Below are 23,970 nucleotides of genomic sequence, written 5' to 3'. Positions count from 1 at the left end.
AACCAATGTGGGCATAGCCGGCCTGCAGGTGCCGGTAAAGCCAGGCAGGCATGCAATTGACGGTTATACTTCCCGATAACGTTTTTGTCTGTGCCCCTTTAAATAAACATTTAATATATAGTGCACAGCTAGTTACTCTGCCTTTAAATGCTTACCTTGTACAAGGCAAGAAAGTACTATCCCCTCTGGTCCGAATCAGGACTTTAAGCTTTATCTATTTTTGTTTGTCGTCACTTTTATAAGATCGTAATAGTATGAAGTTTATTTATGCCCTAAGTGCGTGTGCCCTATTCCTAACTGTTGGCTGCAACAACCAACCCGAAGCGGAACAGGTTGAGGTAGTAGAAAAAGCCACCGAAACAGAAACCGTGAAAGTGGTGCAGGTGGAGGCACCGGTTGAGAAGGTTGTTGTGGAGAAGGAGAAGGGAACAACCATAAAGATCGGGCCTGACGGAGGATCACTCGAAACCAAGAAAGTAGATATCAAGATCAACAACTAGTATAGCTGAACACCAGAAAGAGGCAGGAAGCAGGGCGATAAGCCTCGTTTTCTGCCTCTTTTGTTTTTGCAGCTTCCTTGCTCCCGGCGCAAGTATAACATAAGGCAGCCAGTACAGCTGCAAGCATCTGCAGCATACTTTGAGGAAGGGGCATCAGGGAAAGCGGCAGTACCCGCTCCAGTGCGGGAAATTAACTTTTATCCTCTTTCTTTGAGTACGATTCTGCCTGCCGCTATACTTGTGTCATAACCCTCGCCATAGTATTTCATTTTGCTAAGGTCTATTTTGATGCCGTTCACCTGCAGGTCAGCCAGGTGCAGTTCTGCCACGTTACTGCCCGTCACGGTCAGCATCATTCTGGCTGAACCCGGTGGAAGCGGGTAGTGCTGTTCATGCAGTTTCATGTCCGCCGTTAACCACGTCGCCTGATAGCCTACTATTTGGTTCTGGCTGTCTAAAAACATCAGACTCACATAGGCTCCCTCACCCGACAACGATGTTCCTAATGGCGTGTGCCCGCTCTGGACAGAAACAGAAATGCTTTCTTTCTCTGCCAACTGTGCTAGTTGCGCTGGCTGCATTACCAGGTTGAAGGAGAATCTTTTTAAGGCAGATTTTGGTTTGACAGGCACTTTCGGTGTGGACTCCCTCACAAAGAGCAAAGCGTCGAAAGCCGACGCGAGATTTACTGTGCTGGCAGGAGAATAATTGGTGCCGGTAAGGTTGCCGAAGGTCATGTACAAGGGGCTGTTGAAGTATGCTGTAAGCGCAGGTGTGGCGTTTAATTCCAGCAAGCCGGCAGGGGCGTCAACAGCCTGTCCGATGGCAAGGCCAATCTTTTTCTTGTTTTGAGCTATGCTGCTGGTTGGGTTGTCTTTTCCGGCCCAGAAGCTACCGGCATGGGCTTCGGTGCAGATAGCATAGAAGTCTTTTCCGTAAGTGCTATGCAACAAGCCACCCAGGTGCGTGTAGCCGTTGAAGAACTGATAGCCTACTTCTTTCCCCATGTGTCCGTTATGCCCATAAATTATCATTTTGGCAGCAGGCCTTCTTTCAAGCACCCATTTAATGTTGGCAAGCATGGCTTCGTCCCGGAACTGCTGCTTAGACCATTCGTGCTTTACATGGTGGTCGTATAGGAAACTGATTGCCTTTTCCAGCGTCATCACACTCTGCAGCAACCATTGCTGTTCTTCATTTAAATCAGGCTTGTATTTTTGGTGCTGCACAGCCCGTAGCAAAGGAGCTAACCTGGCAAGGGCCGTATCCAGCGGGAGCGTTCTGGCATAGTTCTCATACATGTCAGCCGAAAGGGAAGCGAGCTCGCTTAGGTACTGGTGCGTTGCTGGTGGCAGCGGGATGTTTCGCTCACGGCACAGCTTCAAAGCATTGTAGGCTCCCCCGCCAAGAGCCATGGCATCTATTCCGAGCATCCACACCCGGTCTTCTACGACTTTTGTCCTGTTGTGCGCGCGAATCCATTCGGCAAGCTTTCTGGCTTCCTCATCATCCACGAGTAAAGTAGGGCTGTGGCGTATGTGCCGGACGGCTGTTTCCGCATTCCCCTTACCGTACACCACATAATCGTTCAGGGCGCGCGTGTCGTAAAAGTTGGCCTCTGCAAGTATAACGACGTTGAAACCCCGCTCCAGCACCAAGCTCCTGGCCAGGAGGGAGAACATTTGCTCGAACTCGGCAGTGCCATGGGTTGCTTCTCCCAAACCAACTAATCGCTTGCCCTCCAGCTTTTGCAGGAACGCTGGCGGAAGTATTTCGGGTGAGCCAGACAGAGGAATGAAATGCTGCTGAATATCCTGGGTTACGGCGCGGGAGCCTTGTGACTGGGCGATGTGGTTAGCCAAAAGGAGCGCTAAAACAAAGAGAAGCTGCTTGCCCGCTTGTTGACAGGCGTAGGGTGTTTTCATCGCTTGATGCTTGAGGTCGGGGTTTTTGCGAGTTGTGGAGCTGGGCAAACGCAGGTATACTTGTTTTTCTAAGGGGAAAAAGCGACCCTATTCCGGTTTTATAATCAGGAGGTGGTAATGGATGGAAGAATCTGGTTTGATCGCAAGCAGCTGAAAGTCAGTGGCAGGGTTTGGCCGCATGATGGGCATTTTATAATTCAGGTCTGGTGCTGCTTCCACTTCTGCGGGTAGACCAGCAACAGAAGGCTGCTGAAGTGAGTTGCTGCCCAGCCCATTGTAACCAATACGCTCCAGCACCGACGTGGAATCTTTTCCAATGTACTGCAGGTGAAGCGCTTTGTAATCAATAGAAGGAAATTGTGCTGGCTTTTAAGTAGAGGTCTGGGCATAGCCTGTGGCAGCTAACAGGAGCAGTACCGGCGTCAGAGTAAATGTTTTCATGCTTTCTATATGCTTATGTAAGGAAGTGTGTAGTATGCGTCATACTGGTGTATCATATTTACTCAACTGCTTCACCAGGGCAGTGGCCATACTTTGCGGCAAACGTTTTCTCCTGAAGTATGATCCGCTTTTGCTGCCCGCAAAGTATAACCTTTAGCTAATATAATTAGAGCAAATAGGTTATCAAAGGAAGAGTCGTTTTAAGCGCATTTGATTAGCGATAGCGGTTAGGCCCTGCCCAAATTGAGGGAGCAGAAGACGGGTTTGGCTACTTTCCCAGTTGCAGTTCTAAACGCGCCCTGTCCCAGTTAGCCAAATCGGCGCCGACCGTGTAGGTACTATGCAGGAACTCCAGTAACAGCTCCTCTGGGTTTTCGGCCTGTCGCACGGCTGCATAGGGAAGTATAAACTCTCCTAAATCGGTAGTATAATATCCTGCTTCAGGCTTTATCGACGCTTGCTTAAAGCCCTCTGGCTCCGGATACATATAGCTGTAAAAGGCGGCAAACGGTAAGGCCTCACTTCCGGGCCAAAAGCCACAGCTGCTCACCTCCTGCGAGTAGGCTTCCCGGGCCACCCAGTCGGGCAGGTTCGGGATACCGCCCGGATGCGGCGGGGCCTCACGTCCGGAAAAGCGCGTAACTGCTAAATCATAGCTGCCCCAGAAGAAATGGACCGGGCTGCATTTGCCACTGAATTCAGATCGGAATTGGGTGAATACTTTACTGGCCGACAGCATGGCTGTGTGCAGGTTTGTGGCATGGGTTGGGTTATACGTGGCGTGCTGCTCGTCCTCCGGAAAGGGCGTAGGATCCTTCATTTCGGAGGGTATAGGGTAAATTGTCACTTCAATATCCAACGCTTTCAGCAAGGCCAGTAGCTCAGTATAGCAGGCGGCAACCGATAAGCTGGCCAAGTTAATTTCACGCTTTTCTCCCTGGCTTGTCTGTACCCGTAGCTGGTGGTGGATAAAGTCAAGGTCAATTTGAAAATGCTTCCCGGGGGCGGGCAGGTCGCCGGTTGTTAGCCCGTGTGGAGTAAGCAGCAGCGCCACATGCCACGAATGGTTTATCCACGGCAGTAGCCCCAATTTGATTTTGCCAACTATCTGCGACCATAAATGGATGGTCTGGTAAGTCTCCTTTGCCTCGCTGTAGTTCAGTTCAGGCCAATGCCGGTTTTCCATACGCTATGCGCTATGTAGATGGAAAAAATGAAACCTTTGCTTAGAACCAAAGCACCTGGCTTCTGGTCCACAGCTACTGTTTCTTTACAAGTATAGAGCGGTTATGTTTCAAGGTGCTGCTGGTGATTATTGGGCAATGTGTGGCTTACCCTGCAAAAGTCTATCGGAAGCTGGAACTGAAGCCGCCGTCAATAATCATGGAGTGCCCCGTTATGTAGGAGGCCTGGTCAGAGAGCAACCAGAGTATCGCTTCCGCCGCTTCAGAAGGGTGCCCAATGCGCTGCATCGGGATAAAAGCCTTGTACTGCTCCTCTACCTGGGAGGGGTTGTCCGGATTGGCCTTTTTAAAAACATTCTCCAGCATCGGTGTTTTGAAAGCACCTGCGCATAGTGCGTTTATCCTGATTCCAGCGGTGGCATATTCCTGGGCAGCCGATTTGGTGAGGCCCAGCATGCCGCTCTTTGCCGCAGAATAGATAGAAGCGCCCTGTGCGCCACCCAGCCCGTTGATGGACGACACATTCACCAGACTTCCGCCGCCTTGCTTCAGCATTTGCCGGATCTGGTACTTCATGCACAGCCAGATTCCCTTCAGGTTTACGCCCATCTGGTAATCATAAGCCTCCTCTTCCACATCCGCCAAAGCAACGCCCACGCCTTCATCCAGCGCGGCACTGTTGCAGGCAGCGTCCATCCTGCCGTAAAGCCTGACAACTTCATCCACCAGATGCGCTACCTGCCTGCTGTCTGAGATATCGGTCTGAAGAAAATGTGCTAAAGCTCCTTTTTCCTTTATGGCTTTCATTACCTGTGCAGCCTTTTGCGGGTCCCTGCCAGCTATAACGACAGTGTATCCTCTTTCAGCGGCTAACTGCGCCGTGGCGCTTCCGATACCGGAGGTGCCTCCAACTACAAGTATAACTTTTCCTGTTTGCATCGTGAATTGGCTTGTTGCTAAGTGAATATACAACGCTTTCCTGTAGGGTGCAACGGGCGCTGGTACTGTTCGGGGGGCTTGTGCGGCATCATACCACAAAGACTTTGAAAAGGAGAGGCAATGAAGTAGCAGGAATTATACTTGTTAATTATAAATGTAGTTTTTACATTTATAATTAACAATGCGATGTTAGCTATAGATCACTATTCTTGAACCATCAAATAAAACGACATGAAATCTATAAAACGCTTGAAACTCATGCTTGCGGTGCTCCTTCTTATCAGTGGATGCACAAACACGCCGCAAGAGTCGGAGAAGATCCAGTTCGACAACCCCATTGCCTTGCAGCGGGCAGACCCCCATGTAACCAGGTCGGCCGATGGCACTTATTACTTTATAGCCACCGTACCCGAGTATGATCGCATCGAGATACGCAAGGCACAAACGATTAACGGTATTAAAGAGGCAGAACCGGTGGTGGTGTGGCGCAAACATACCGAAGGACCCATGGGAAACCACATCTGGGCTCCTGAAATGCACAGGATAGATGGCAAGTGGTACATTTATTTTGCAGCCGGCTCAGCCGAGGATAAATGGGCGATACGCAAGTATGCTTTGTCAAACGCGTCGGAGGATCCGACAGCAGGCGAATGGGTAGAGGAAGGTGAGATTGTAAGCAATAGGAATGAGTTCTCCCTTGATGCCACAACCTTCGAGCACAAAGGCCAGCGCTACATGATCTGGACCGACAGGGCATCTGACAAGGAGATAAACACAGGCTTGTACATTGCAGAGATGACCAGCCCCACCACCCTAGGCGACAAGCAGGTGGTTATTTCCGTGCCTGAGTATGCGTGGGAAAGGCAGGGGCATAATGTAAATGAGGCCCCGGCTGTACTTATCCGCAACGGGAAAGTGTTTGTAACTTTCTCGGCCAGTGCCACCGATGCCAACTATGCCATTGGCCTGCTTTGGGCCGATGCAAATGCCGACCTGCTTGATCCTGCTTCCTGGAACAAATTGCCTGAGCCGGTTTTCTTTTCAAACGAAGCGCTGAAGCGTTTCGGGCCGGGGCACAACAGCTTTACAGTGGCTGAGGACGGCAAAACAGATGTGATGATTTACCATGCCCGCGACTACAAAGAAATTGAGGGCGAGCCACTTTACGATCCAAACCGCCATACCCGTGCCCGTGTATTGAAGTGGACAGAAGACGGTATGCCTGATTTTGGACAGGAGTTGGGCGACAATGAAGTAGAGGCTAAGGAGGCAAAGAAACAATAGCGTTATACGCCTTCCAATCCTGAATAGCAAAGGAGTCAGATCGTCTGTGGTTTGACTCCTTTGCTGTTTCGGGTTCTCCTACCCGTCACCTAAAGGCTTGATTGCTATTTCTTATTGAATCTACTTTGTAAATAGATTATCGACTTTCTGCTGAAGCCAGTATGGCGGGAACAAGTGTAATAATCCAAAGGAGAGAATAAACCAGCCTGTTATGGATAGGAACTTATTTGGGACTGTATATTCTAAATCCATTCCGTCCATTCCATATGGTATTGCTTCGATAAGTAGTGGGGTTAAAGATGCAGCGCAAAAGCCTAAGCCCAACAAAGCCAAGAATAGAGAAACATAGAAGTGCTTTCTCCACCAGATATTCAATTGGCGGTTTATTCGAATTGGTAGACCTACTATAAAGCTAAATACAAGCGTAGATCCTGCGGCAAGCAATGCGGCCAGTGGCTGAAACAAGACGATTCCCACAAAGTTTGCTATCCCGCCTTTGTAGTCGAAAAGAGCAAAAAGCATATACACACAAAACGAGAAGACAAGAGTTAACCCCGTCTGAAAAAGCACGGTTAGTACGTTCAATGTTCTTCTCATATTTGGATACTTGTGTTCACTCAATGAATTTGTTACACAAAGGCAGGCTCTCTTAACGCTTATTGTCCTTTCTCTTCAAAGCTTAAACCCTTAGCGAGCCACGAAATCCTCTGGCAGCATAGTAAGATTCCGCACCATTGTGGTATATAAAAACATTTCCATAACGCCAATCACCAAACAAGGCACCCCCGAGCGCTCTAATGTCTTTTGGTGTTGCAATCCAGCTGGATGTTTTCGAGTCGAACTTTCCGACTAATTGCAAAGCGCGATACTGTGCTTCTGTAAGTAACTCAATACCCATTTCGGCCGCCATACCTATGGCACTGCTCCTGGGTTTATGTTCTTTCCTTGCCTCCAGTGCTGCCTGGTCGTAGCAAACGCTTCTGCGGCCTTTCGGGCTTTCTGCAGCGCAATCGTAGAATACATACTCTCCTGTGTCTTTATCATAACCCACCACATCCGGTTCACCACCCGTTTCTTCCATCTGGCTAAGCGACCAGACTTTTTCAGGCTTCATCTCGATCCTTGATTGTACTTCAGCCCACGAAAAACCTTCATGGCGGTTCATGTTTTGCTCAAATCGCACCTTCAGGACGCTTAGCAGTTCTTCCCGTTGCTTTAACGGTACTCTCTCCTCGATTTTCTTTGCCATAAAAATGATTTAGTGTACTGATGACGTATTGCAACCTACTATGCGTTATATCAGGTGAGCGCATGTTTGCTCTACCGCCAACCGTTAGGTTAAGGCTGGCTTTGGCGAGCTTCTAAGCTTTGCTGTTATAAAAATGTTTTTACAACTCTTCTGTCACAACAGCAGCTATTATAAAATGCAGTATAGGTACATGCACTCTTGGGTAGAAGCCGAAAAGATCAATAAGCACAGGTTTTATTCTTTTATGGTAAATCCAACAGGAGCTTTCAATTCTCCATAGTCGTACATGTTTATGTAAATTGATACGGTGTCTTTTGAGCCCTCCCAGGTTACCCTATAGTTGTCAAGCATAGCCATTCCCATAAAACCATTTTTACTTTTTACAGCACAGCAACTTCCAGCTCTGTAGTAGCTTACTCGCTCTCCATTAGGTCCTGCCAATGCATTCAGGTATCTTCTTTCATTCAGTGGCCCTTCACTTTTATCGACTCCACCAACTTCAACAGGGTTTTTCTCGGAAACGCCGTATGTGGGATCTGTCGAGACTTCTGTTAATATAAATGTCTGATTGTCCAGAAGCTGTGTTGGTACAGCCTTTTTTGTCGCTGAACATGAGAAGAGCAACAAGGTGGTGCTCATGTAGATTAACTTTTTCATTTCTCTTGGCTTATAATTGCTGCTAATTAGAGTGTAAGTGGAGTTATTCAACTTATCTGCACAGTATCTGAAAGTTCGTTAAACATTACTCTTTCTCCTGAAAGCAGTGCTTTACAGGGCATCATGCCGCCAATTCATATCAGCAGTAAACTAGTTTTGCCCCAGCCTCATTTACTTCCAGTTTCGCCTCACGGCCACATACCAGGGCCAGGTTCAGTGGCTCGTGGCCAACCGGAAATCCAAACGACACAGGGTAGTTATACTTGTCGGTGTGCTCCAGAATGATCTCATAGGCTGTTTTGCCGAAAGGAATGGCGTTGTCTTTCATGTCGCTCATGTCACCGATGAGGAGGCCGGCCAAGTTTGCTAATTTGCCGCTGCGGTCGAGGTGCACCAGCATGCGGTCGATGTGGTAGAGGTACTCGTCCAGGTCTTCTAGGAACAGAACCTTGTCGTCGGTGCTAACGTCGGAGCGGGTGCCTGTAAGCGTGTGCAGCATGGAGAGGTTGCCGCCCACCAAAGACCCGGTGCCGGTGCCGCTGCGGTTAAAAGGATGCGGTGCGGCCGTGTAAGTCAGCTCCTCCCCGAACAAGGCAAGGCGCAGCGTTTCGATTGAGTCGGCGGTGCCGGCCTTCGGGAACAGCACGGGCATGATGGCATGTATGCTTTCCAGCCCCAAGGTATGGATATGGCTGTGTAGCGCAGTTATATCGCTGAAGCCCACCAGCCACTTGGGGTGCTCCTTAAATTTAGTAAAATCCACCCGGTCGATGATGCGGGTGGTGCCGTAGCCGCCGCGGGCGCAGACAATGGCCTTTATACTGGCATCGTTGAGCATCTGCTGCAGGTCCTGCAGGCGCAGGGCATCGTCGCCGGCAAATTGGTGGTAACTGGCGCCAATCGTTTGCCCCAGCACTACCTCCAGGCCCCAGTTTTCAAAGGTACGGATGGCCACCTCAATCTCGGGTACGGTGATTTTGCGGGCAGTGGAAAGTATGGCTATTTTATCGCCGGGGCGAAGTGCTGGAATCATGGTGTACCTGTGGGTTTGCTATAGGCCAAGATATAGCTTTTAGACTAGATTTGCGAACACGCCTTTTTTTAACCAAATTCGACACGCTTTTACAAAGACACAAGACACAGGTAGCAATACAAAAGACTTTTGAAAGGAAAGTGGCTAAAGCAGGTGCCAACAACAAGAATTCATATTTTATACTTGCTGATAACCCATTTGTACGGCTCCAAAACGTGTGACTAATAAACCTTAGCCTTTTATGACTGAAGTACACAAAAAGAAATCGGGTGTAGATAAATTCCTGTCGGTGGTGGAGCGCATTGGAAACGCCCTGCCGCACCCCGCCACACTCTTCGCGGGGTTTGCCTTGCTGGTGGTTATCCTTTCGTGGGTGGCCAGCCAGTTTGATATGGCCGTAACGCACCCCGGCACCGGCGAAACCATTACGCCGTTCAACCTGCTTTCGACTGAAGGCCTGCACATGATCCTGACGCGCATGGTGACGAACTTCACGGGCTTTGCGCCGCTAGGCACGGTGCTGGTATCGTTGCTGGGCATTGGCATTGCGGAGGGTACGGGCCTGATCGGTGCGGTGCTGCGCATGGTGGTACTGTCATCGCCGAAGCGCCTGCTCACCTTTGTGATCGTATTTGCCGGCGTTATTTCGAACACCGCTTCCGAAGTAGGTTATGTGCTGCTGGTGCCTTTGGCTGCGGTTATCTTTCTGGCGGCTGGTCGCCACCCGCTGGCTGGTCTGGCTGCTGCCTTTGCCGGTGTGTCCGGTGGTTACAGCGCTAACCTGCTATTGGGTACCGTCGATCCCTTGCTGGCCGGCCTCTCTACCGAGGCTGCCAGAATTATTGATCCGGGGTATGCTGTTAACCCGGCCGCCAACTACTACTTCATGTTTGTATCCACTTTTTTAATTGCTGGCCTGGGCACCTGGGTTACGGAGCGGGTGGTGATACCGCGGCTGGGAGAGTATGAGGGCGATGAGAAACCACAGACCATCGACCGCCTGAACCCACAGGAAAAGCGCGGTATACTTTACGCTACCATTGCCATACTTTTGATGGTTGCCTTTATACTTGGTGGCTTGATTCCGGAGAACGGTTACCTGCGCGACCCGGAGACAAACGAGATCCTGCACTCGCCTTTCATGTCGGGTATTGTGGCCTTTATTTTCCTGCTGGCTGGTATCGCGGGCATCGCGTACGGCATCGGGGCCAGAACCATCAAAAACGACAGCGACGTGATGCGCGGCATGGCCAAGTCTATGGAAACGCTGGGCTCGTACATCGTGCTGGTATTCTTCGCAGCCCAATTTGTAGCTTACTTTAACTGGACCAACCTCGGGCTTATATTGGCCATCAACGGGGCGGATGTGCTCAAAACACTGGGCTTAAGTGATATCCCACTCATGATCACCTTCATCATTGTAGCGGCGCTGCTCAACCTGGTGATGGGATCTGCCTCAGCTAAGTGGGCCATCATGGCACCGGTGTTCATCCCGATGTTCATGCTGCTGGGCTACACACCGGAGTTTACGCAGGTAGCGTACCGCATCGGCGACAGCGTGACAAATATCATTTCTCCGATGATGTCCTACTTCGCGTTGATCGTGGCTTTTATACAGCGCTATGACAAGAAAGCAGGCATCGGTACCGTAATTTCTACCATGCTGCCTTACACGGTGGTATTCTTCATCGGCTGGGTAATCCTGCTCGTGATCTGGATTCTGCTGGACCTGCCAATTGGCCCGGGAGCGGAGATGTATATGCCATAGGTGAGAGATTTAGAAGTTTATAAGTATGACAAACGAAGCTAGAGTTACTTTAGCAGGAGCCTTGATAGCTGTCAGTAACTTCATTGGGAATGTTGCTGCGCCCGCATCTGTTTTGCTTACTCCAGTAGTTATTCTGATTGTTTCATATGTGCTTATAAGGGCTGAAATGAAGTTGTCATACAGGGTGCTTCTTATTGTAGTAGCAATCGTGTTGAATGACTTTTTTATCAAGCTGTTTGCAGGAGGAACGCATGATATGGCAGGTGCTGGCTTTATTAACCTTTTTTTACTATTTGGGCTTGTTATTGCCACTGGACTCATCTTCATTGAATTGAAATTCGCTCAAAAAAACGATTTTAAGAATGCCTTTCTATCTAGCTTACTTATTCCTGCAGTAGGTAGTCTTTACATTTACTATTTTGGTTTTTTTGGGTTAATTTATTCTAAACCGATAAGCGATACAGCGGCAATCTCGAGACAAAGCGGAGCCTTTTTAGGCCACTTGCAGTTTTCAGAAGACATAGTTGCCTACAGCAGTGATAGTGTAATGCTAATTGGAGGCTGGTCTGAGCAAGAAAGAAAAATAAATCACAAAGGCTTGTTTCAAAAAGAAGGGTATTCAGACAATATCCTTTACGTAGTGAAAGCACATCACAATTTTAAGTCTCATTCCTCTTCACTTTATTTTCAAGTAAACAGCAAGGATGTTAATGGTTCTTCGCCAGTAGACTCAACGATTTATTTTAGTCTTCCTAAAAGTGATACGTTAGTTTACCTGACATTTTTTAAAATTAGAGGCCCCATAGCTGGTGACAGCATCTTGCAACAAGTAAAAATAAACATCAAGTAAAAAAAGATGCCGCTGGTACAACACCAGCGGCATCTTTTTTTACTTGATCAGCTTCAGGCCAAGACTCACCAAAAACTGCTCGTTCCTGACTTTGCCGCCGCTCTGCTGCACGGTATTGGTGTACTTTCGGTTGATATTTTCATAGCGCACATCCAGCGTCAGGTTTCCAATATCTACGCCCAATCCGGCCTGGTAGCCCCAGTCTGACCCGGCAAAGAACTCTTTAACGTTCCGGCTTTCCTGCTTGGCCGTAATCAGGTTAGAGGCAACAGGCCCCGCCTGCACCCGCGCTACCTTAAAGAAGTTGTAACCCAGCAGCAGCGGCACATCTATGCGGTCAAAGCGGAACTTCTGTACGTGCACGCTGGTGCTGCTTGTGTTGTCGGTTACCTCTACCTTACCGCCGGAAGTGGCAAGTATAAACTCAGGCTGCAGCAGGATGCCCAGGATTTGCAGCCGTGCAAAAGCGCCTGCATGGTAGCCGGTTACGTTTTCGGCTTTGGTGTACTGCATCGGGTCGTTCTGCAGGTCTGTCAGTGTTACGTTTGAGGAGCTTAGGCCTCCCTTGATTCCGGCCTGAAAGGTTTGTGCCTGCGCTGCCATACTTAGACAGAACAGGGCGGTTAACGTGCAAATTATCTTTCTCATAGTATAAAACATGTTTGGTTGTGGGTGCTGATGCAACATGTAAACGGTTAAAAAGAAGATAGCTATACGCACAGGCATAAAAAAAGACGCCATGCACAAGTGGCACGGCGTCTTTCTTATGTATTAAGTAGTAGTTATATCCGGGATAACAAATTTACATCTCACCTTAAACAAACTATCCCTTCAAGTAGCTGATGCAAAAGTAAGCACAAGAATAATACCACAATGTTAAATTATACAAACTGCCACCTCTGCTTTGCCATAAGTCAATTTCTCTAGACAAAACCACAGTTCGGCCAGGCGGAAGAAAGCGCGCTCTTCGCGGAACGTGTTTTCAGGAGAAAACGAACCATGCGGAATGGCAGCCAGAACAGCACACAGGCATGGCCAATAGAGGCGGTTACTTAAAACCCGTTAGTTTTGAGCATCATGCGTTTTTAGATTTTCAGTAGTGCTTCTCGCCAGGCACTGAAAGCAGTAGCTTTTAGAGAGAAGGGGTACTTAAGTGCCAGATTCGATATATCGTACTTCAGAGGGAGATACAAATATAAATGTTCCCTCTACGTAGCTTTTACGCGGATACGGGTACTTTTTAGCTGTTCCCAAAAGTATAAAAACACTTTGGCCTGATGAGGGGATGGCAGAACAGTCCAGCAATGGGAAAACTTTTGCTTCTTTTCCCAGCCATAATGGCTAAATTTGGTTTTTACCTTTTGCTACCTCATGCGCATCAGATCAAAACCAGTGCTTTGCAACTACTACGTTACCTACCGCTGTAACGCAAAGTGCTCGTTCTGCGACATCTGGGAGCGCCCCTCGCCCTACATCACCCTCGACGACGTTGCTCAGAACCTGCGCGACCTGAAGCGGCTGGGCGTGGAGGTGATTGACTTTACGGGCGGCGAGCCGCTGCTGCACCGCCAGATAGACCAGATGCTGGGCATGGCACACGACATGGGTTTCATTACCACGCTCACCACCAACGGCATGCTGTACCCCAAACTGGCAGAGCGCCTGAAAGGCAAGGTGGACATGCTGCACTTCTCGCTCGATTCCCCGGACCGGGAGGAGCATGATACGGGCCGCGGCGTGGCGTGCTATGATTTCGTGATGGAGTCGATTAAAGTGGCGCGGGCACTAGGGGAGCGGCCTGACATCTTATTCACCGTCTTCCGGCATAACCTACACCAACTGGAGGAGCTGTACCAGAATATCATACTTCCGAACAAGCTGCTGCTCATACTTAACCCCGCCTTCGCCTACAACGAGGTGGAGACAGGCGAGCAGCTAACCGAGGAGGAACTGACTTTCCTAAGCAATTTTGGCAAGCGCAAGTATGTGTACCTGAACGACGGCTTTGTGGAATTGCGCCGCGATGGGGGCAACCATATCGACAAACCCGTATGCAAAGCCGCCAGCACCACCCTGGTTATCTCGCCGGAGAATGAACTGGTGCTGCCCTGCTACCACCTCGGCACCAAAAGCTTTCCTATTCAGGGCAAACTGTACGAACTGTACCAGAGCACCGAAGTGGAGGCGCTGAAGCGGCTGGAAGGGCGGTTGCCTGCCTGCGAAGGCTGCACCATCAACTGCTACATGCAGCCCAGCTTTGCCGTAGAGCTAAACAAGTACTTCTGGAAAGCCCTGCCCAGCACCCTCAAGTATAACTACCTGAAAGGCACCTGGAAAAGGCTGCTCCCGTTTAACAACTGATGATCCAGTAGTTGATGCTGTGCTAGTACCATGCTTTGGATTCATAACTACTCTCCATTCTTAATTCATGATTTCTAATTCATAATTCTAAAGTATGCCTGTTGTACTTCCGGTAAAAGGTGTGGCGCCACAATTAGGCGCTGATTGTTGGGTGGCTGAAAACGCTACGCTTGTAGGAGACGTGGTTCTTGGCAGTGCCTGCTCTGTCTGGTTCAATGCCGTAATTCGCGGCGACGTGAACAGCATCCGCATCGGCGACAAAACAAACATACAGGACGGTGCCGTGATCCACTGCACCTACCAGAAAGCCGCCACTACGATTGGCAGCAACGTCTCTGTCGGGCATAACGCCATTGTGCATGGCTGCACCGTGGAAGACAATGTGCTGATAGGAATGGGCTCCATAGTGATGGACAATGCGGTGGTGCAGAAGAACTGCATTGTGGCGGCAGGCGCTATTGTGCTGGAAAATACCGTATGTGAGTCGGGGTGGATCTATGCCGGCATTCCCGCTAAAAAAGTAAAGCAGCTAAGTGCAGAGCAGGTGGCGGGGCTGGAAAAAGTAGCCAACAACTATGTGATGTATAGCGGCTGGTTTACAGAAGAAAAGTAGAGCCTAAGCCAGGTGCTGCGCTATTTGCTCCTGTAATTGTAGTAGCTGTTGTTTGGTTGATGCCTGCTGCAACTGCTCAAAGAACACACGCTCTTCTTGCCTAATGTGCCGCTCCAGCAGCTTGCCAATCTCGTGCAGTGTGTCGGGAAGGGTGCTTTCTTCGGCTTGAGGTAGACCAAGTATAAGCTGCTGCAATAGTTGGTGCTCAGTCTGTAGTGCCTGTGCCTGTTGCTGCAGGTCTTCTGAGCCCTCACAGGCAAGTATAAACACTGTTTCTTCTTCCAGCTCAAAATGCGGCAGCAGCTCTCGCTCCAGAAACTGCAGGACATAATCGCGCTTTGCGGCTGGCGTGGTGGGCATGCCTTTATAGGGCGGCGCGCCATGTTGCAGCAGTCTCGCCGTCAGCAGCCCGGCATGGTGTTGGCGGGAAATCGGCTGGAGGCTTATATGGCGCTTGATAGGCATTAGCTGATCTCCTCGCGGTTTTCTTCACGTACCGTAAGCAGCACCCATTCCACGCGTCGGTCTGATTTCTCCAGTACCCGCACCTCATACTTGTCGAAGGTGGCCATCTCGTTCAGGTTTTCGGGGATCTGGCCGTAGATCACGTTCATCAGGCCACCCACGGTTTCATAATCCTCTCCTTCGGGCAGAGCGAAAGGAAGAAAATCGTTCGCATCCGGAATAGCGGCAGAACCGTTCACTTTATACTCATAATCGCTGATACGCTCCACCAGCGGCACTTCCTCATCATATTCATCCTGGATCTCACCCACCAGTTCCTCGATAATATCCTCAATGGTGACAATGCCCGATACACCGCCAAACTCATCGGTGGCCACAGCCATGTGCAGGTGGCGGCGCTGGAACTGCTTCAGCAGGAGATTGATCTTTTTTGTTTCCGGCACGAAATAGGCCGGGCGCATGAGTTTGTCAATTACCACCGGCTCGCCGAGTCGCATCACGCTTAGTATGTCTTTCACATACAGTATGCCCACAATGTTGTCGATGTTGCCATCGTACACGGGTAGGCGCGAGTAGCCTTCGTTAAAGATAATCTCCATCAACTCCTTGTCGTCGATGTGCACGTCGATGGCAATCATTTTAGTGCGGGGCACCAGGATCTGCTTCACCATGCGCTCATTAAAATGGAACACGTTCTCGATCAGCTCGTGGTGCGCGTCCTGTATAGCGCCGCCCTCCACGCTCTGTTCAAACAACAGCCGAAGCTCCTCGGCACTGTGTACCTCGGCGCCGTGCATGGGCTGTATGCCAAAACCACGCAGCACAAGGTTCGCCAAGCCATTCAGCATCCAGATAAATGGGCTAAACAAGATATAGAAGAAGCGCAGCGGAAGGGCTGTGGCCAGGGTAGTGGACTCGGGGCGCTGTATGGCCAGCGACTTTGGCGCCAGCTCACCGAATACAATGTGCAGCACGGTAATGATGGCAAACGAGATTGGGAGCGCGATGCGGTGGGCCAGTACCTCGCCACCCGTAAAGCCAAAGGATTCCATGATGTTGATTACGATCTGGGAAACAACGCTTTCCCCAATCCATCCCAAGCCCAGTGAGGCGAGCGTTATGCCTAACTGTGTGGCCGAAAGGTAGGCATCCAGGTGGGTGAGCATGTTCTGCGCCAGCTTCGCCATGGTATGGCCTGACTGTGCCCTTAGCTCAATCTGGGAGGAACGCACTTTTACGATGGCAAACTCTGCTGCCACGAAAAAGCCGTTGAGTAAAACAAGGAATATTGTCAGGAGTATATCTAGAACCATAGTTTAATTTCATACCGCGTGCTCCGGTAGCGCTGTAAAATTAACTAAAATACGTACGCTTGCTACACATGTATATGTCCTGGTACTTATATCCGGTATCGGATGCCTGAATTACCGTGTTTTGGCATGATTTGAGAAGGCTTGTAAATTAAAAAGGTGCCACAAGAGCACCTTAACGCAGCGTTAAATTTAGTATTCCTACAGGCGGATTGGAGCCACCGTAGCAGTGGGGGCAGGAAACAATTCGCGGGCATTGTCGGCAGAAAGCTTCGGAAGAAATATCCTTTTCGCCTCCGCCTCAGAAATTAAGTGATAGGTGATAGCATCAGAGTCCAGGAAAGGATTGCACACTGCGTATATGTACTCATTCTCGAAGGTTCTGTAGATCATATGAAACCAGTGCTTCTCATCGCGCATGAGCTTGATGGCACGAAACATGCACCCGAATGTTCTGCCACATTCGGTGCGAATCGTCTGCTCGTGTGAGGTGCGTAAGTTGTTAGCCATAGCAAAGAAATAGAGGGATTTTCAGGTAGTTAACATGTCTACAAGCTGGCTGCCGCAAAGATTCCTGTTTTGTTTCAGATTTTTCCGGTTATCCGTGAAAACCAGTAATTTAAGGGTAAACAATCTAAATATCGCTGTTAAGCTATTTTAACGTTGTTATTTGAAATTTGTTAAAAAATATTAAAATAATTAATTATTTAGTCAATTGGCTAAAATGGCTGCTTTTGACACGGGTTACAACAGCAGGCCAAGTAGCAGAGAGCAAATACGGTGTAAGTAGGAGACAACAGCTGGATGAGCAGCAGGCACAGTGAGACAAACATCAAATACAAGACAGGCAGTAGGAAACGTTATATAGCGTGCGGCCAGTAACATAAAGGAAGCCAGCGTTGTTGTTTGACAAGCATTCGGAAGCAGGGGTGCCGTGCCAACGATAATTTGCATACTTTTGTAGTGCTTTTGCAGAGAGAATGCATCGCCGCAGGCGGCCTGCCGTCCGCGCGCCAGTAACATATCACCATGAACGAAAAAAACACCCTAAGGCAGCTGGCAATTATTGTGTGGCTGCTGTTTACGCTAAGCTTTGCAGCACAGGCACAGGTACTTAAGCCCGCTACCTGGAGCTACGACGTGTCTAAAAAGCAAGTGACTGTAGGCGAGGAGGTGGAACTGATCTTTAACGTGAAAATCGACAAAGACTGGTACCTCTACTCCTCCGATTTCGACCCGGAGTTGGGGCCGATGGTCACCGAGTTCACCTTTCAGAAGCACCCGTCCTACGAGCTGGTGGGCAAAATAGTGCCGGTTAAACCCAAGAAGAAGTACGACGACATCTGGGGCGGAGAGTATACGTACTTTACCGGCACAGCTCAGTTCCGCCAGAAAATACGCGTGCTGCAGCCCGACCTGCTGGTGAAGGGCAGCTACGAGTACCAGGTTTGTACCGATGTGGACGGCCGCTGCATTCCGTTTGATGATGAGTTCACCTTCACCAATAAACATATTAATATAACAGCCGCCGCAGCACCTGCCGCCAAGCCTGCCACTGCATCTAGGGAGCCCACAACCAGCCAGCAACCAACGGCTCCGCAACCAACTGAAACACCTGCTGTAACAACGGATACTGCCACTACCTCCGCGGCAACGGATACCGCTACCGTACTGCCCATCGCTTTTTCTGACAATACCGCCACCATTACTGAGCAAGCTGTAGCTGCACCCTTACCCGTAACAGAGACTGACGGCGAAGAGGGGCTGTGGGGATTTATGCTCATCGCGTTTGGAGCGGGTCTGATGGCGCTGCTCACGCCCTGCGTGTTCCCGATGGTGCCCATGACGGTGAGCTTTTTTACAAACAGCGGCGGCCGCGCAAAAGGCGTGTTGAAGGCCTTTGTGTATGGCTTATCGATCATAGCCATTTATACCATCATCGGAACGGTAGTGGCCAAACTCTTTGGTGCTGATGGTGCAAACTTCATCAGTACCCACTGGCTGCCTAATCTGCTTTTCTTTCTGGTGTTCCTGGTGTTTGCCATGTCCTTTTTCGGGATGTTCGAGATTACGCTGCCCAGCTCCTGGCTCACCAAAGTGGATGCCCAAGCCGACAAAGGCGGGTGGATCGGGGTGTTCTTTATGGCCTTTACGCTGGTGCTCGTTTCCTTTTCCTGCACCGGCCCCATAGTGGGAAGTATACTGGTGGCCTCCGCCGGCGGCGAAACCATACGCCCGGTTGTGGGGATGTTCGCCTTCTCGCTGGCCTTTGCCCTGCCCTTTACCCTGTTCGCCATCTTTCCCTCGTGGCTAAGCAGCTTGCCTAAGTCAGGTGGCTGGCTGAATGCGGTAAAAGTGGTACTGGGCTTCATTGAGCTGGCGCTGGCGCTGAAGTTTTTAAGCGTGGCCGACCAGGTGTACCATTGGGGCATTCTGGACAGGGAAATTTACCTGGCACTCTGGATTGTTATTTTTACTTTAATGGGTTTTTACCTGCTGGGCAAGCTAAAATTCTCGCACGACTCTGAGCTGAAGTATGTGAGCGTTCCGCGCCTATTCTTTGCCATCGCCACCTTCGGCTTTGTGGTATACCTGATTCCGGGCCTGTTCGGCGCTCCGCTCAAAGCCCTGTCCGGCTACCTGCCCCCCCAAACCACCCACGATTTCGATCTGAATAGCATTATCCACCAGAACAATGGTAGAAATACCGCTGTGTTGGCTACCAATGAGCTGTGTGAACCTGCAAAGTATGATGAGTTTCTGAACCTGCCCCACGGCCTGACAGGCTATTTCGACCTGGAGCAGGCCAAGGCATGTGCTGCGGCCCAGGGCAAACCCATTTTTATTGATTTTACAGGCCACGGCTGCGTGAACTGCCGCGAGATGGAAGCCAACGTGTGGTCGGACCCGGCGGTGCTGAAGCGGCTGCGCAAGGATTACGTGATTGCCGCGCTGTATGTGGATGACCGGACCGAGCTGCCGCAAAGCGAGTGGTACACCAGCGCTTACGACGGCAAAGAGAAGAAGACCCTTGGGAAGAAGTATGCGGACTACCAGATCACTAAGTTCAACGTGAATGCCCAACCCTACTATGTGCTGATGGATGCGCAGGAAAACGTGCTGGTAAAACCCATCGCTTACGACCTGAGCGTGGAGAACTTTGTCAACTTCCTCGATGCCGGTGTCGCAGCTTACAAAGCAACACACGATCGCGTAGCACAGAAGTAAGTTAAGCTAAGTATAAAATAAAAATCCCTGCTGTGGCCATGTGCTGCAGCAGGGATTTTTACTTTAGGAGGATTTCAGAGCCTGGACCTCGCAGCGTGCGCAGCTCCTGGGCTAATTTTGAATAACTGAGTTTTGAATGAGTGGATGAGTGATTGAGCGAATGTTGGATGAGTGTTATACTTGGCCCTTCCCTTTTGTCAACCTGAAAAGATCCTGGTGGCGGAGCGCAAAGGTAGATGAAGCTCGCCCACAAGATCCTTCTAGGATGACATAGGCTACACTTGCTCACTCCTCACTCAATATTCAGTTATTCAATAATTCAAAACTATAAAAGACGCTCGTGGGACCATCGGACACTGCGATGTCTTTACGGCTGTTTTTTGCTGTTCATCTCGTTTAGCAGGCGCACCGTCATGTAACCCAATCCCAGCACTACTATCCCAATAGCTACCCACAACCATACTTTGGATGAGGAGCCTTGGGGTTTCTGGCGCTCCTGCACCGCATCAACCTGCTTCACCGGCAGCACAGGAAGTTCATTTGGAATGCTGTCACGGAAAAAAGTGAGGTCGTAGGTAGGAGCAGTTGTCTCTGCGTTTCCAAAACGGAGGATATAGGGCGTGCCTGCCTCCAGGTTTGCCACCAGGTAACGGTTGAGTTGCAAAACCCTGATGGCTGCTATTTCCAGCGGCGGGTTGTCGGCGTTCTCCACTACCAGCGTCAGCTCCTGCATCTGTCGCCGCGGAAGCGTTATGCGGGCTGCCTCCTTCGAGCTGATGCTGAACGGCACCTGTACCAACTCCTCTCTGTCGCGTTTCCGGCGTCTTTTGCGGGAGGGGGTAGTTGCTTTGCCAAGTATAATGTGCCCGTTCCGGAAGTATAATTCAGGTGCGGTGATATCGAGTTCCAGCAACTCGGGGTACACCGGGTGCGCGAATTTCAGGTGGATGTAGGTTTGCTCGGTGGCGGCGCTGTCGGTGCGGGTGGTTTGCTGCACCGGAATGAGGGTGTAGGCGCCATTGGCAGTTTGTGTGCCGTAATAGCTGCCAGCCTGCAGAATGTTGAGCGGGGCGCTGGAGGAGTCGTCGAGCTGCAGGCGCAGGTAGCGGTAATCGTTAAGCGGGAACTCCAGCAGCTTGAGCGTGGTGGTTTTTTCTGTGCTGTTGATGGGGTGCAGCACATCCTGTGCCTTCAGCACAAACCAGTTTTCGCGGTCGTCGCTGCCACTTAGGCTTACCTGTTTCCGCACAGCGGCATTCTTAATGAGCAGGCTAAGGTTGCTGATCTGCCGCTGCTCCGGGTTTTCGATGAGCAGCTCAGAGCAGCAGCCGGACTGGCGTTTGTAGTGCAGGATAGTATAAGGGCGATACAGCTGCCGATACGTTAGCGGTTGTTCCTTTTGCAGCAGGTACGGCACCTCCTGCTGCTGCGCATTGTACAGCCTGATGTCTCCGAGGTGCGGCTGCAGGCGGCCGGTAACTTCCGGAGGCAGCAGGATGCGGTGATAGCCTCCCTGCGCCGGGGAGGGCACGGTAGCCTGCCACTCATACGCCTGCTGCGCGGCCACCGGCGCTGCGCACAGGCACAGGAAAAACAACAGTAGTCTACACAGCATCGGTCGGTGTGTTTTCAGTCAATGTTTCATCCTCCAGGATCAGGCTTTTAAGCTTCTGGTACATAAACGATACCACCAGCAACAGCACGCCCAAACAGATAAACGCCGCGATCTTGCCTCCCTCAGAGATGCCCCGGATATCAAACAGGAACAGCTTGAGTAGCGTGAGGAAGAACAGCGTGAGCGATATAATGCGCAGTGTCTTCAGCTTGCGCTGCATCCCAATCATCATCAGCACAAAAGAGCTCACACCCCAAAGTATAGGGAAGCCGATCTTGCGGATTTGCGAGAGCTGTGCCTCCAGCCGACTACCCGGTTCGAAAGAGGAGAGCAGCGCCAGGTGCTCCAGTTCGGCACTGGCCACGAACACAAGTATAAAACTGGCAAACCACAGGCTAAGCTTCCCAAAAGAGTGCTTAAAGCTGTACAGCTGGTGCATCAGCCGCAGGAACAGCACAAGCACGGCCAGCACCAGCAGCAGTGGCAGGTAATGCCACCAGAAATCGGCGAGTGCATCGGCCGCACCCAGCACGTACAGGTCGCGGTTTTCGGTGACGAGCGGGTGCAGCACCAGCAGGTAAACAACCAAGCTAACAGCCGCCACTGCCGCAGCTCCTTTTTTGATGCCTGTGTTCGGCTGCCGCATGGCCCAGATTATCATCCCCAGCAAGTATAAATAATTGTAGAAACCAAGTATAAAGGCGCGCGTGCCGTAGGTGGCGGTGGAGTGGATGAGCTGGTAGTTCAACTCTAGGAGCAGCACCAGGTAGAGCAGCACAAACAGTAGCACCTGCACAAAGGCCCGGTACGTGTCGGCCTGCAGCAGCGTCACCAGGATTTGCTCCTGTTCCTTCTTCAGGAGGTGACTGGTAGCGGCGAGGGCAGCCACTGCCACCACGCCCGTAATGAATAGCTTATTGAATATAACCGGAAGCTCCACGGCAAGCGCTATGTCCGAGAAGGAGTAGATTCGCCAATCGATGATCAGGCTGAACACCATCAGGCCCAGCACTAGCACCGAGGCTACGCGAATCAGTTTGATGCCCGATTTCTGCGACAGCCACAGCAACAGCACCGCCTCCAGCGCCCAGAAAAGCGTGATGTAGTTGCCCTCCAGCTGTACCGGCGCCGTTAGGCTAAGGAAGGTAAGCACCAGCCCGATGAGCAGGAACACCAGGTTACGGTCGGTTTTCGGGTTCTTGTAGAGCAGGTAAGCAAAGGCAAAGTTAAAAATCGCCAGCACCATCGTGAACACGCCTTTGTAGGCACCGCTGGCCATGTTATCCAAAATAAACATGCCTGCGGAGTAGTACAGGAACGTGTTGCTGAGCAGCATCATAATTTCCGGGGCCGTAAACCGGCGCTGCGCCTTTATGTTGTTGATGATGTTCATCAGGAAAAACACCAGGTAGAAGAGCGTACCGAAAACAAGTGCGCCAACGTATGGCGGATTTGGAACACCGACCACACGCGTGCTCAGCCAGCCGCCGTAGAGCGTAATGGTGAAAACGTAGGCGATGATGTTGAGCAGGTTCCACTTCTTAAAGTAGGCGAGCACCAGAATGCCCACGTTCAGGATTAAAGCAAAAACAAAAAGCACCACATAGTTTCCCTCGCCGGTGCTCACCATAAACGGGCTGCCAAAACCGCCGATCAGCGCGAGCACGGCCAACTCAATCCGGTCGTAGGCCAGCGACAGAAAGATAGTAAAGCCCGTGATGCCCACCATCAGCACAAACGCCACCGTCTGGCTGAAAAGCGCATACTCGTGGAAGGCAATGGCGATGGTAAAGTATAAAACGGCCAGTCCGCCGCCGATAAGCACGGAACTGAAGGCCTGATACGCCTGCCGCAGCCGGTGCGCAATACCGACCAGCACGCCGCCCGCCAGTACGCCGATAGCCACCCGCCCTACCTCGTTTATCCACTCCTGATCGATGGCATACTTCACAAAGAAGCCGATGCCCAGCACCAGGATGGCAATGCCCAGTTTGTTGATAAGGTTTTCGCCGATGAACTTCTCCCAATCTGGGTTGCGCTGGAAAAAGGAAGGTTCCGGCATTACAGGTTCCGCGGGCTCCTCGGCAGGCGCGTAAAAGGCAGCCATCGGTTCGCGCTCCCGCACAGGTTGTGGCGGCTCAGGTATAAATGGCTTTGGAGCAGGAGGAGCAGGTGCTGGCAGTGGCGTAGGAGCGGGTTGTATGCGTTGCTTTACCTCCTCTATGCTTTCCCTGGATACTTCTGTGCGCTTGCTAGTAGGAGCCGCCACCGCTGGTGGCTGCTTCTCGAGCTGCTCCCGGAGCTGGCGCACCTCTTCCTGCAGTTTGTGTACTTTATAGCCATGCTCCCGGAGGCTCTCGGAGTGCCGGCTGGCAAACCAGATAACTAAAAAGACGAGCAGGAGGAGCAGGGTGATTTCCATGGGTAGCGTTAAGTTGCAGCGTCTATATTACAAATTTCCAACGTGTTTTAAAATTGCACGGCTCTTAACAGAGAAGCCCTACCGTTTCCGGCAGGGCTTTTTGCCAGTTTGCAAAGACCTCGCAGC

Annotated in this window: 21 protein-coding genes; 7 read left to right on the top strand and 14 right to left on the bottom strand. The window is 50.8% G+C overall.

What is annotated here, in order from left to right; all coding sequences use genetic code 11:
* Positions 1-254: 254 nt before the first annotated feature.
* On the top strand, positions 255-500 hold the full coding sequence (locus A0W33_RS05615) for a hypothetical protein (RefSeq protein ID WP_068837252.1): 246 nt from the start codon (positions 255-257) through the stop codon (positions 498-500).
* Between the two features lie 197 nt (positions 501-697).
* Here the strand turns inward: A0W33_RS05615 and A0W33_RS05610 are convergent, their stop codons facing one another.
* From A0W33_RS05610 to A0W33_RS05595, 4 genes are all read right to left on the bottom strand, one after another.
* Positions 698-2,425: an erythromycin esterase family protein gene (locus A0W33_RS05610; protein ID WP_082815140.1), complete on the bottom strand. Its 1,728-nt coding sequence runs from the start codon at positions 2,423-2,425 to the stop codon at positions 698-700.
* A gap of 87 nt (positions 2,426-2,512) precedes the next feature.
* Entirely contained in the window at positions 2,513-2,722 is a 210-nt protein-coding gene (locus A0W33_RS05605; RefSeq protein WP_068837250.1) for a hypothetical protein, read from the bottom strand.
* A gap of 412 nt (positions 2,723-3,134) precedes the next feature.
* Complete coding sequence (locus tag A0W33_RS21190; RefSeq protein WP_068837249.1) at positions 3,135-4,052, bottom strand: DUF5996 family protein; 918 nt, start codon at positions 4,050-4,052, stop codon at positions 3,135-3,137.
* Positions 4,053-4,212: 160 nt separating this feature from the next.
* The gene (locus tag A0W33_RS05595) at positions 4,213-4,989 is read right to left on the bottom strand and encodes an SDR family oxidoreductase (protein ID WP_068837248.1); all 777 of its coding nucleotides are present in this window, start codon (positions 4,987-4,989) and stop codon (positions 4,213-4,215) included.
* A gap of 231 nt (positions 4,990-5,220) precedes the next feature.
* On the opposite strand from A0W33_RS05595, the gene A0W33_RS05590 reads away from it, so the two are divergent.
* A complete protein-coding gene (locus A0W33_RS05590; RefSeq protein WP_068837247.1) occupies positions 5,221-6,273 on the top strand; it encodes a glycoside hydrolase family 43 protein in 1,053 nt (350 codons plus the stop codon).
* A 120-nt stretch (positions 6,274-6,393) separates the two neighbouring features.
* Here A0W33_RS05590 and A0W33_RS05585 read toward each other — a convergent pair whose 3' ends face one another.
* The 4 genes from A0W33_RS05585 to A0W33_RS05570 all read right to left on the bottom strand — a co-directional run bounded on the left by A0W33_RS05585 (position 6,394) and on the right by A0W33_RS05570 (position 9,212).
* Positions 6,394-6,870, bottom strand: coding sequence for a hypothetical protein (locus tag A0W33_RS05585; protein WP_068837246.1), 477 nt, complete (start codon positions 6,868-6,870; stop codon positions 6,394-6,396).
* Between the two features lie 82 nt (positions 6,871-6,952).
* Positions 6,953-7,522, bottom strand: coding sequence for a DUF4256 domain-containing protein (locus A0W33_RS05580; RefSeq protein ID WP_068837245.1), 570 nt, complete (start codon positions 7,520-7,522; stop codon positions 6,953-6,955).
* Positions 7,523-7,756: 234 nt separating this feature from the next.
* Entirely contained in the window at positions 7,757-8,179 is a 423-nt protein-coding gene (locus tag A0W33_RS05575; RefSeq protein WP_068837244.1) for a hypothetical protein, read from the bottom strand.
* 139 nt (positions 8,180-8,318) lie between these two features.
* Positions 8,319-9,212, bottom strand: a complete 894-nt coding sequence (locus A0W33_RS05570; protein ID WP_068837243.1) for a S66 peptidase family protein — start codon at positions 9,210-9,212, stop codon at positions 8,319-8,321.
* Positions 9,213-9,453: 241 nt separating this feature from the next.
* Between A0W33_RS05570 and A0W33_RS05565 the strand changes: the two genes are divergently transcribed.
* Together A0W33_RS05565 and A0W33_RS05560 are read left to right on the top strand one after the other, a co-directional pair.
* Positions 9,454-10,980: an AbgT family transporter gene (locus A0W33_RS05565; protein ID WP_068837242.1), complete on the top strand. Its 1,527-nt coding sequence runs from the start codon at positions 9,454-9,456 to the stop codon at positions 10,978-10,980.
* Between the two features lie 25 nt (positions 10,981-11,005).
* Positions 11,006-11,830, top strand: coding sequence for a hypothetical protein (locus tag A0W33_RS05560; protein ID WP_068837241.1), 825 nt, complete (start codon positions 11,006-11,008; stop codon positions 11,828-11,830).
* A 39-nt stretch (positions 11,831-11,869) separates the two neighbouring features.
* On the opposite strand, the gene A0W33_RS05555 is transcribed toward A0W33_RS05560, so the two are convergent.
* On the bottom strand, positions 11,870-12,478 hold the full coding sequence (locus A0W33_RS05555; RefSeq protein WP_068839954.1) for a porin family protein: 609 nt from the start codon (positions 12,476-12,478) through the stop codon (positions 11,870-11,872).
* A 723-nt stretch (positions 12,479-13,201) separates the two neighbouring features.
* Here A0W33_RS05555 and A0W33_RS05550 point away from each other — a divergent pair.
* Together A0W33_RS05550 and A0W33_RS05545 are read left to right on the top strand one after the other, a co-directional pair.
* Complete coding sequence (locus A0W33_RS05550) at positions 13,202-14,191, top strand: radical SAM protein (protein WP_068837240.1); 990 nt, start codon at positions 13,202-13,204, stop codon at positions 14,189-14,191.
* Between the two features lie 94 nt (positions 14,192-14,285).
* Positions 14,286-14,804, top strand: a complete 519-nt coding sequence (locus tag A0W33_RS05545) for a gamma carbonic anhydrase family protein (RefSeq protein ID WP_068837239.1) — start codon at positions 14,286-14,288, stop codon at positions 14,802-14,804.
* Positions 14,805-14,807: 3 nt separating this feature from the next.
* On the opposite strand, the gene A0W33_RS05540 is transcribed toward A0W33_RS05545, so the two are convergent.
* The 3 genes from A0W33_RS05540 to A0W33_RS05530 all read right to left on the bottom strand — a co-directional run bounded on the left by A0W33_RS05540 (position 14,808) and on the right by A0W33_RS05530 (position 17,089).
* Positions 14,808-15,269, bottom strand: a complete 462-nt coding sequence (locus A0W33_RS05540) for a hemerythrin domain-containing protein (protein ID WP_068837238.1) — start codon at positions 15,267-15,269, stop codon at positions 14,808-14,810.
* Complete coding sequence (locus A0W33_RS05535) at positions 15,269-16,582, bottom strand: hemolysin family protein (RefSeq protein WP_068837237.1); 1,314 nt, start codon at positions 16,580-16,582, stop codon at positions 15,269-15,271. Before A0W33_RS05535 ends, A0W33_RS05540 begins: the two co-directional genes overlap by 1 nt.
* Positions 16,583-16,780: 198 nt before the next feature.
* Positions 16,781-17,089: a hypothetical protein gene (locus tag A0W33_RS05530; protein ID WP_068837236.1), complete on the bottom strand. Its 309-nt coding sequence runs from the start codon at positions 17,087-17,089 to the stop codon at positions 16,781-16,783.
* Between the two features lie 519 nt (positions 17,090-17,608).
* On the opposite strand from A0W33_RS05530, the gene A0W33_RS05525 reads away from it, so the two are divergent.
* On the top strand, positions 17,609-19,807 hold the full coding sequence (locus tag A0W33_RS05525) for a protein-disulfide reductase DsbD family protein (RefSeq protein ID WP_068837235.1): 2,199 nt from the start codon (positions 17,609-17,611) through the stop codon (positions 19,805-19,807).
* A gap of 367 nt (positions 19,808-20,174) precedes the next feature.
* Here the strand turns inward: A0W33_RS05525 and A0W33_RS05520 are convergent, their stop codons facing one another.
* The gene (locus tag A0W33_RS05520) at positions 20,175-21,422 is read right to left on the bottom strand and encodes a DUF3999 family protein (protein WP_074937260.1); all 1,248 of its coding nucleotides are present in this window, start codon (positions 21,420-21,422) and stop codon (positions 20,175-20,177) included.
* A complete protein-coding gene (locus A0W33_RS05515; protein WP_068837233.1) occupies positions 21,412-23,844 on the bottom strand; it encodes a DUF2339 domain-containing protein in 2,433 nt (810 codons plus the stop codon). The genes A0W33_RS05520 and A0W33_RS05515 overlap by 11 nt, the downstream gene beginning before the upstream one ends.
* Positions 23,845-23,970: the final 126 nt, after the last annotated feature.

It is taken from the genome of Pontibacter akesuensis, from assembly GCF_001611675.1.
GTDB classification, from domain to species: Bacteria; Bacteroidota; Bacteroidia; order Cytophagales; family Hymenobacteraceae; genus Pontibacter; species Pontibacter akesuensis.
The sequence above is the reverse complement of the archived record's forward strand: the minus strand, read 5'-3'. Positions and strand labels throughout refer to the sequence as shown.

Bases quoted from the DNA above. Each gene is read 5' to 3' on its own strand.
- A0W33_RS21190 (WP_068837249.1), bottom strand. From the start codon at position 4,052: ATGGAAAACCGGCATTGGCCTGAACTGAACTACAGCGAGGCAAAGGAG.
- A0W33_RS05610 (WP_082815140.1), bottom strand. From the start codon at position 2,425: ATGAAAACACCCTACGCCTGTCAACAAGCGGGCAAGCAGCTTCTCTTT.
- A0W33_RS05590 (WP_068837247.1), top strand. From the start codon at position 5,221: ATGAAATCTATAAAACGCTTGAAACTCATGCTTGCGGTGCTCCTTCTT.
- A0W33_RS05530 (WP_068837236.1), bottom strand. From the start codon at position 17,089: ATGGCTAACAACTTACGCACCTCACACGAGCAGACGATTCGCACCGAA.
- A0W33_RS05615 (WP_068837252.1), top strand. From the start codon at position 255: ATGAAGTTTATTTATGCCCTAAGTGCGTGTGCCCTATTCCTAACTGTT.
- A0W33_RS05550 (WP_068837240.1), top strand. From the start codon at position 13,202: ATGCGCATCAGATCAAAACCAGTGCTTTGCAACTACTACGTTACCTAC.
- A0W33_RS05585 (WP_068837246.1), bottom strand. From the start codon at position 6,870: ATGAGAAGAACATTGAACGTACTAACCGTGCTTTTTCAGACGGGGTTA.
- A0W33_RS05595 (WP_068837248.1), bottom strand. From the start codon at position 4,989: ATGCAAACAGGAAAAGTTATACTTGTAGTTGGAGGCACCTCCGGTATC.
- A0W33_RS05515 (WP_068837233.1), bottom strand. From the start codon at position 23,844: ATGGAAATCACCCTGCTCCTCCTGCTCGTCTTTTTAGTTATCTGGTTT.
- A0W33_RS05540 (WP_068837238.1), bottom strand. From the start codon at position 15,269: ATGCCTATCAAGCGCCATATAAGCCTCCAGCCGATTTCCCGCCAACAC.
- A0W33_RS05575 (WP_068837244.1), bottom strand. From the start codon at position 8,179: ATGAAAAAGTTAATCTACATGAGCACCACCTTGTTGCTCTTCTCATGT.
- A0W33_RS05535 (WP_068837237.1), bottom strand. From the start codon at position 16,582: ATGGTTCTAGATATACTCCTGACAATATTCCTTGTTTTACTCAACGGC.
- A0W33_RS05565 (WP_068837242.1), top strand. From the start codon at position 9,454: ATGACTGAAGTACACAAAAAGAAATCGGGTGTAGATAAATTCCTGTCG.
- A0W33_RS05545 (WP_068837239.1), top strand. From the start codon at position 14,286: ATGCCTGTTGTACTTCCGGTAAAAGGTGTGGCGCCACAATTAGGCGCT.
- A0W33_RS05570 (WP_068837243.1), bottom strand. From the start codon at position 9,212: ATGATTCCAGCACTTCGCCCCGGCGATAAAATAGCCATACTTTCCACT.
- A0W33_RS05580 (WP_068837245.1), bottom strand. From the start codon at position 7,522: ATGGCAAAGAAAATCGAGGAGAGAGTACCGTTAAAGCAACGGGAAGAA.
- A0W33_RS05555 (WP_068839954.1), bottom strand. From the start codon at position 12,478: ATGAGAAAGATAATTTGCACGTTAACCGCCCTGTTCTGTCTAAGTATG.
- A0W33_RS05520 (WP_074937260.1), bottom strand. From the start codon at position 21,422: ATGCTGTGTAGACTACTGTTGTTTTTCCTGTGCCTGTGCGCAGCGCCG.
- A0W33_RS05525 (WP_068837235.1), top strand. From the start codon at position 17,609: ATGAACGAAAAAAACACCCTAAGGCAGCTGGCAATTATTGTGTGGCTG.
- A0W33_RS05560 (WP_068837241.1), top strand. From the start codon at position 11,006: ATGACAAACGAAGCTAGAGTTACTTTAGCAGGAGCCTTGATAGCTGTC.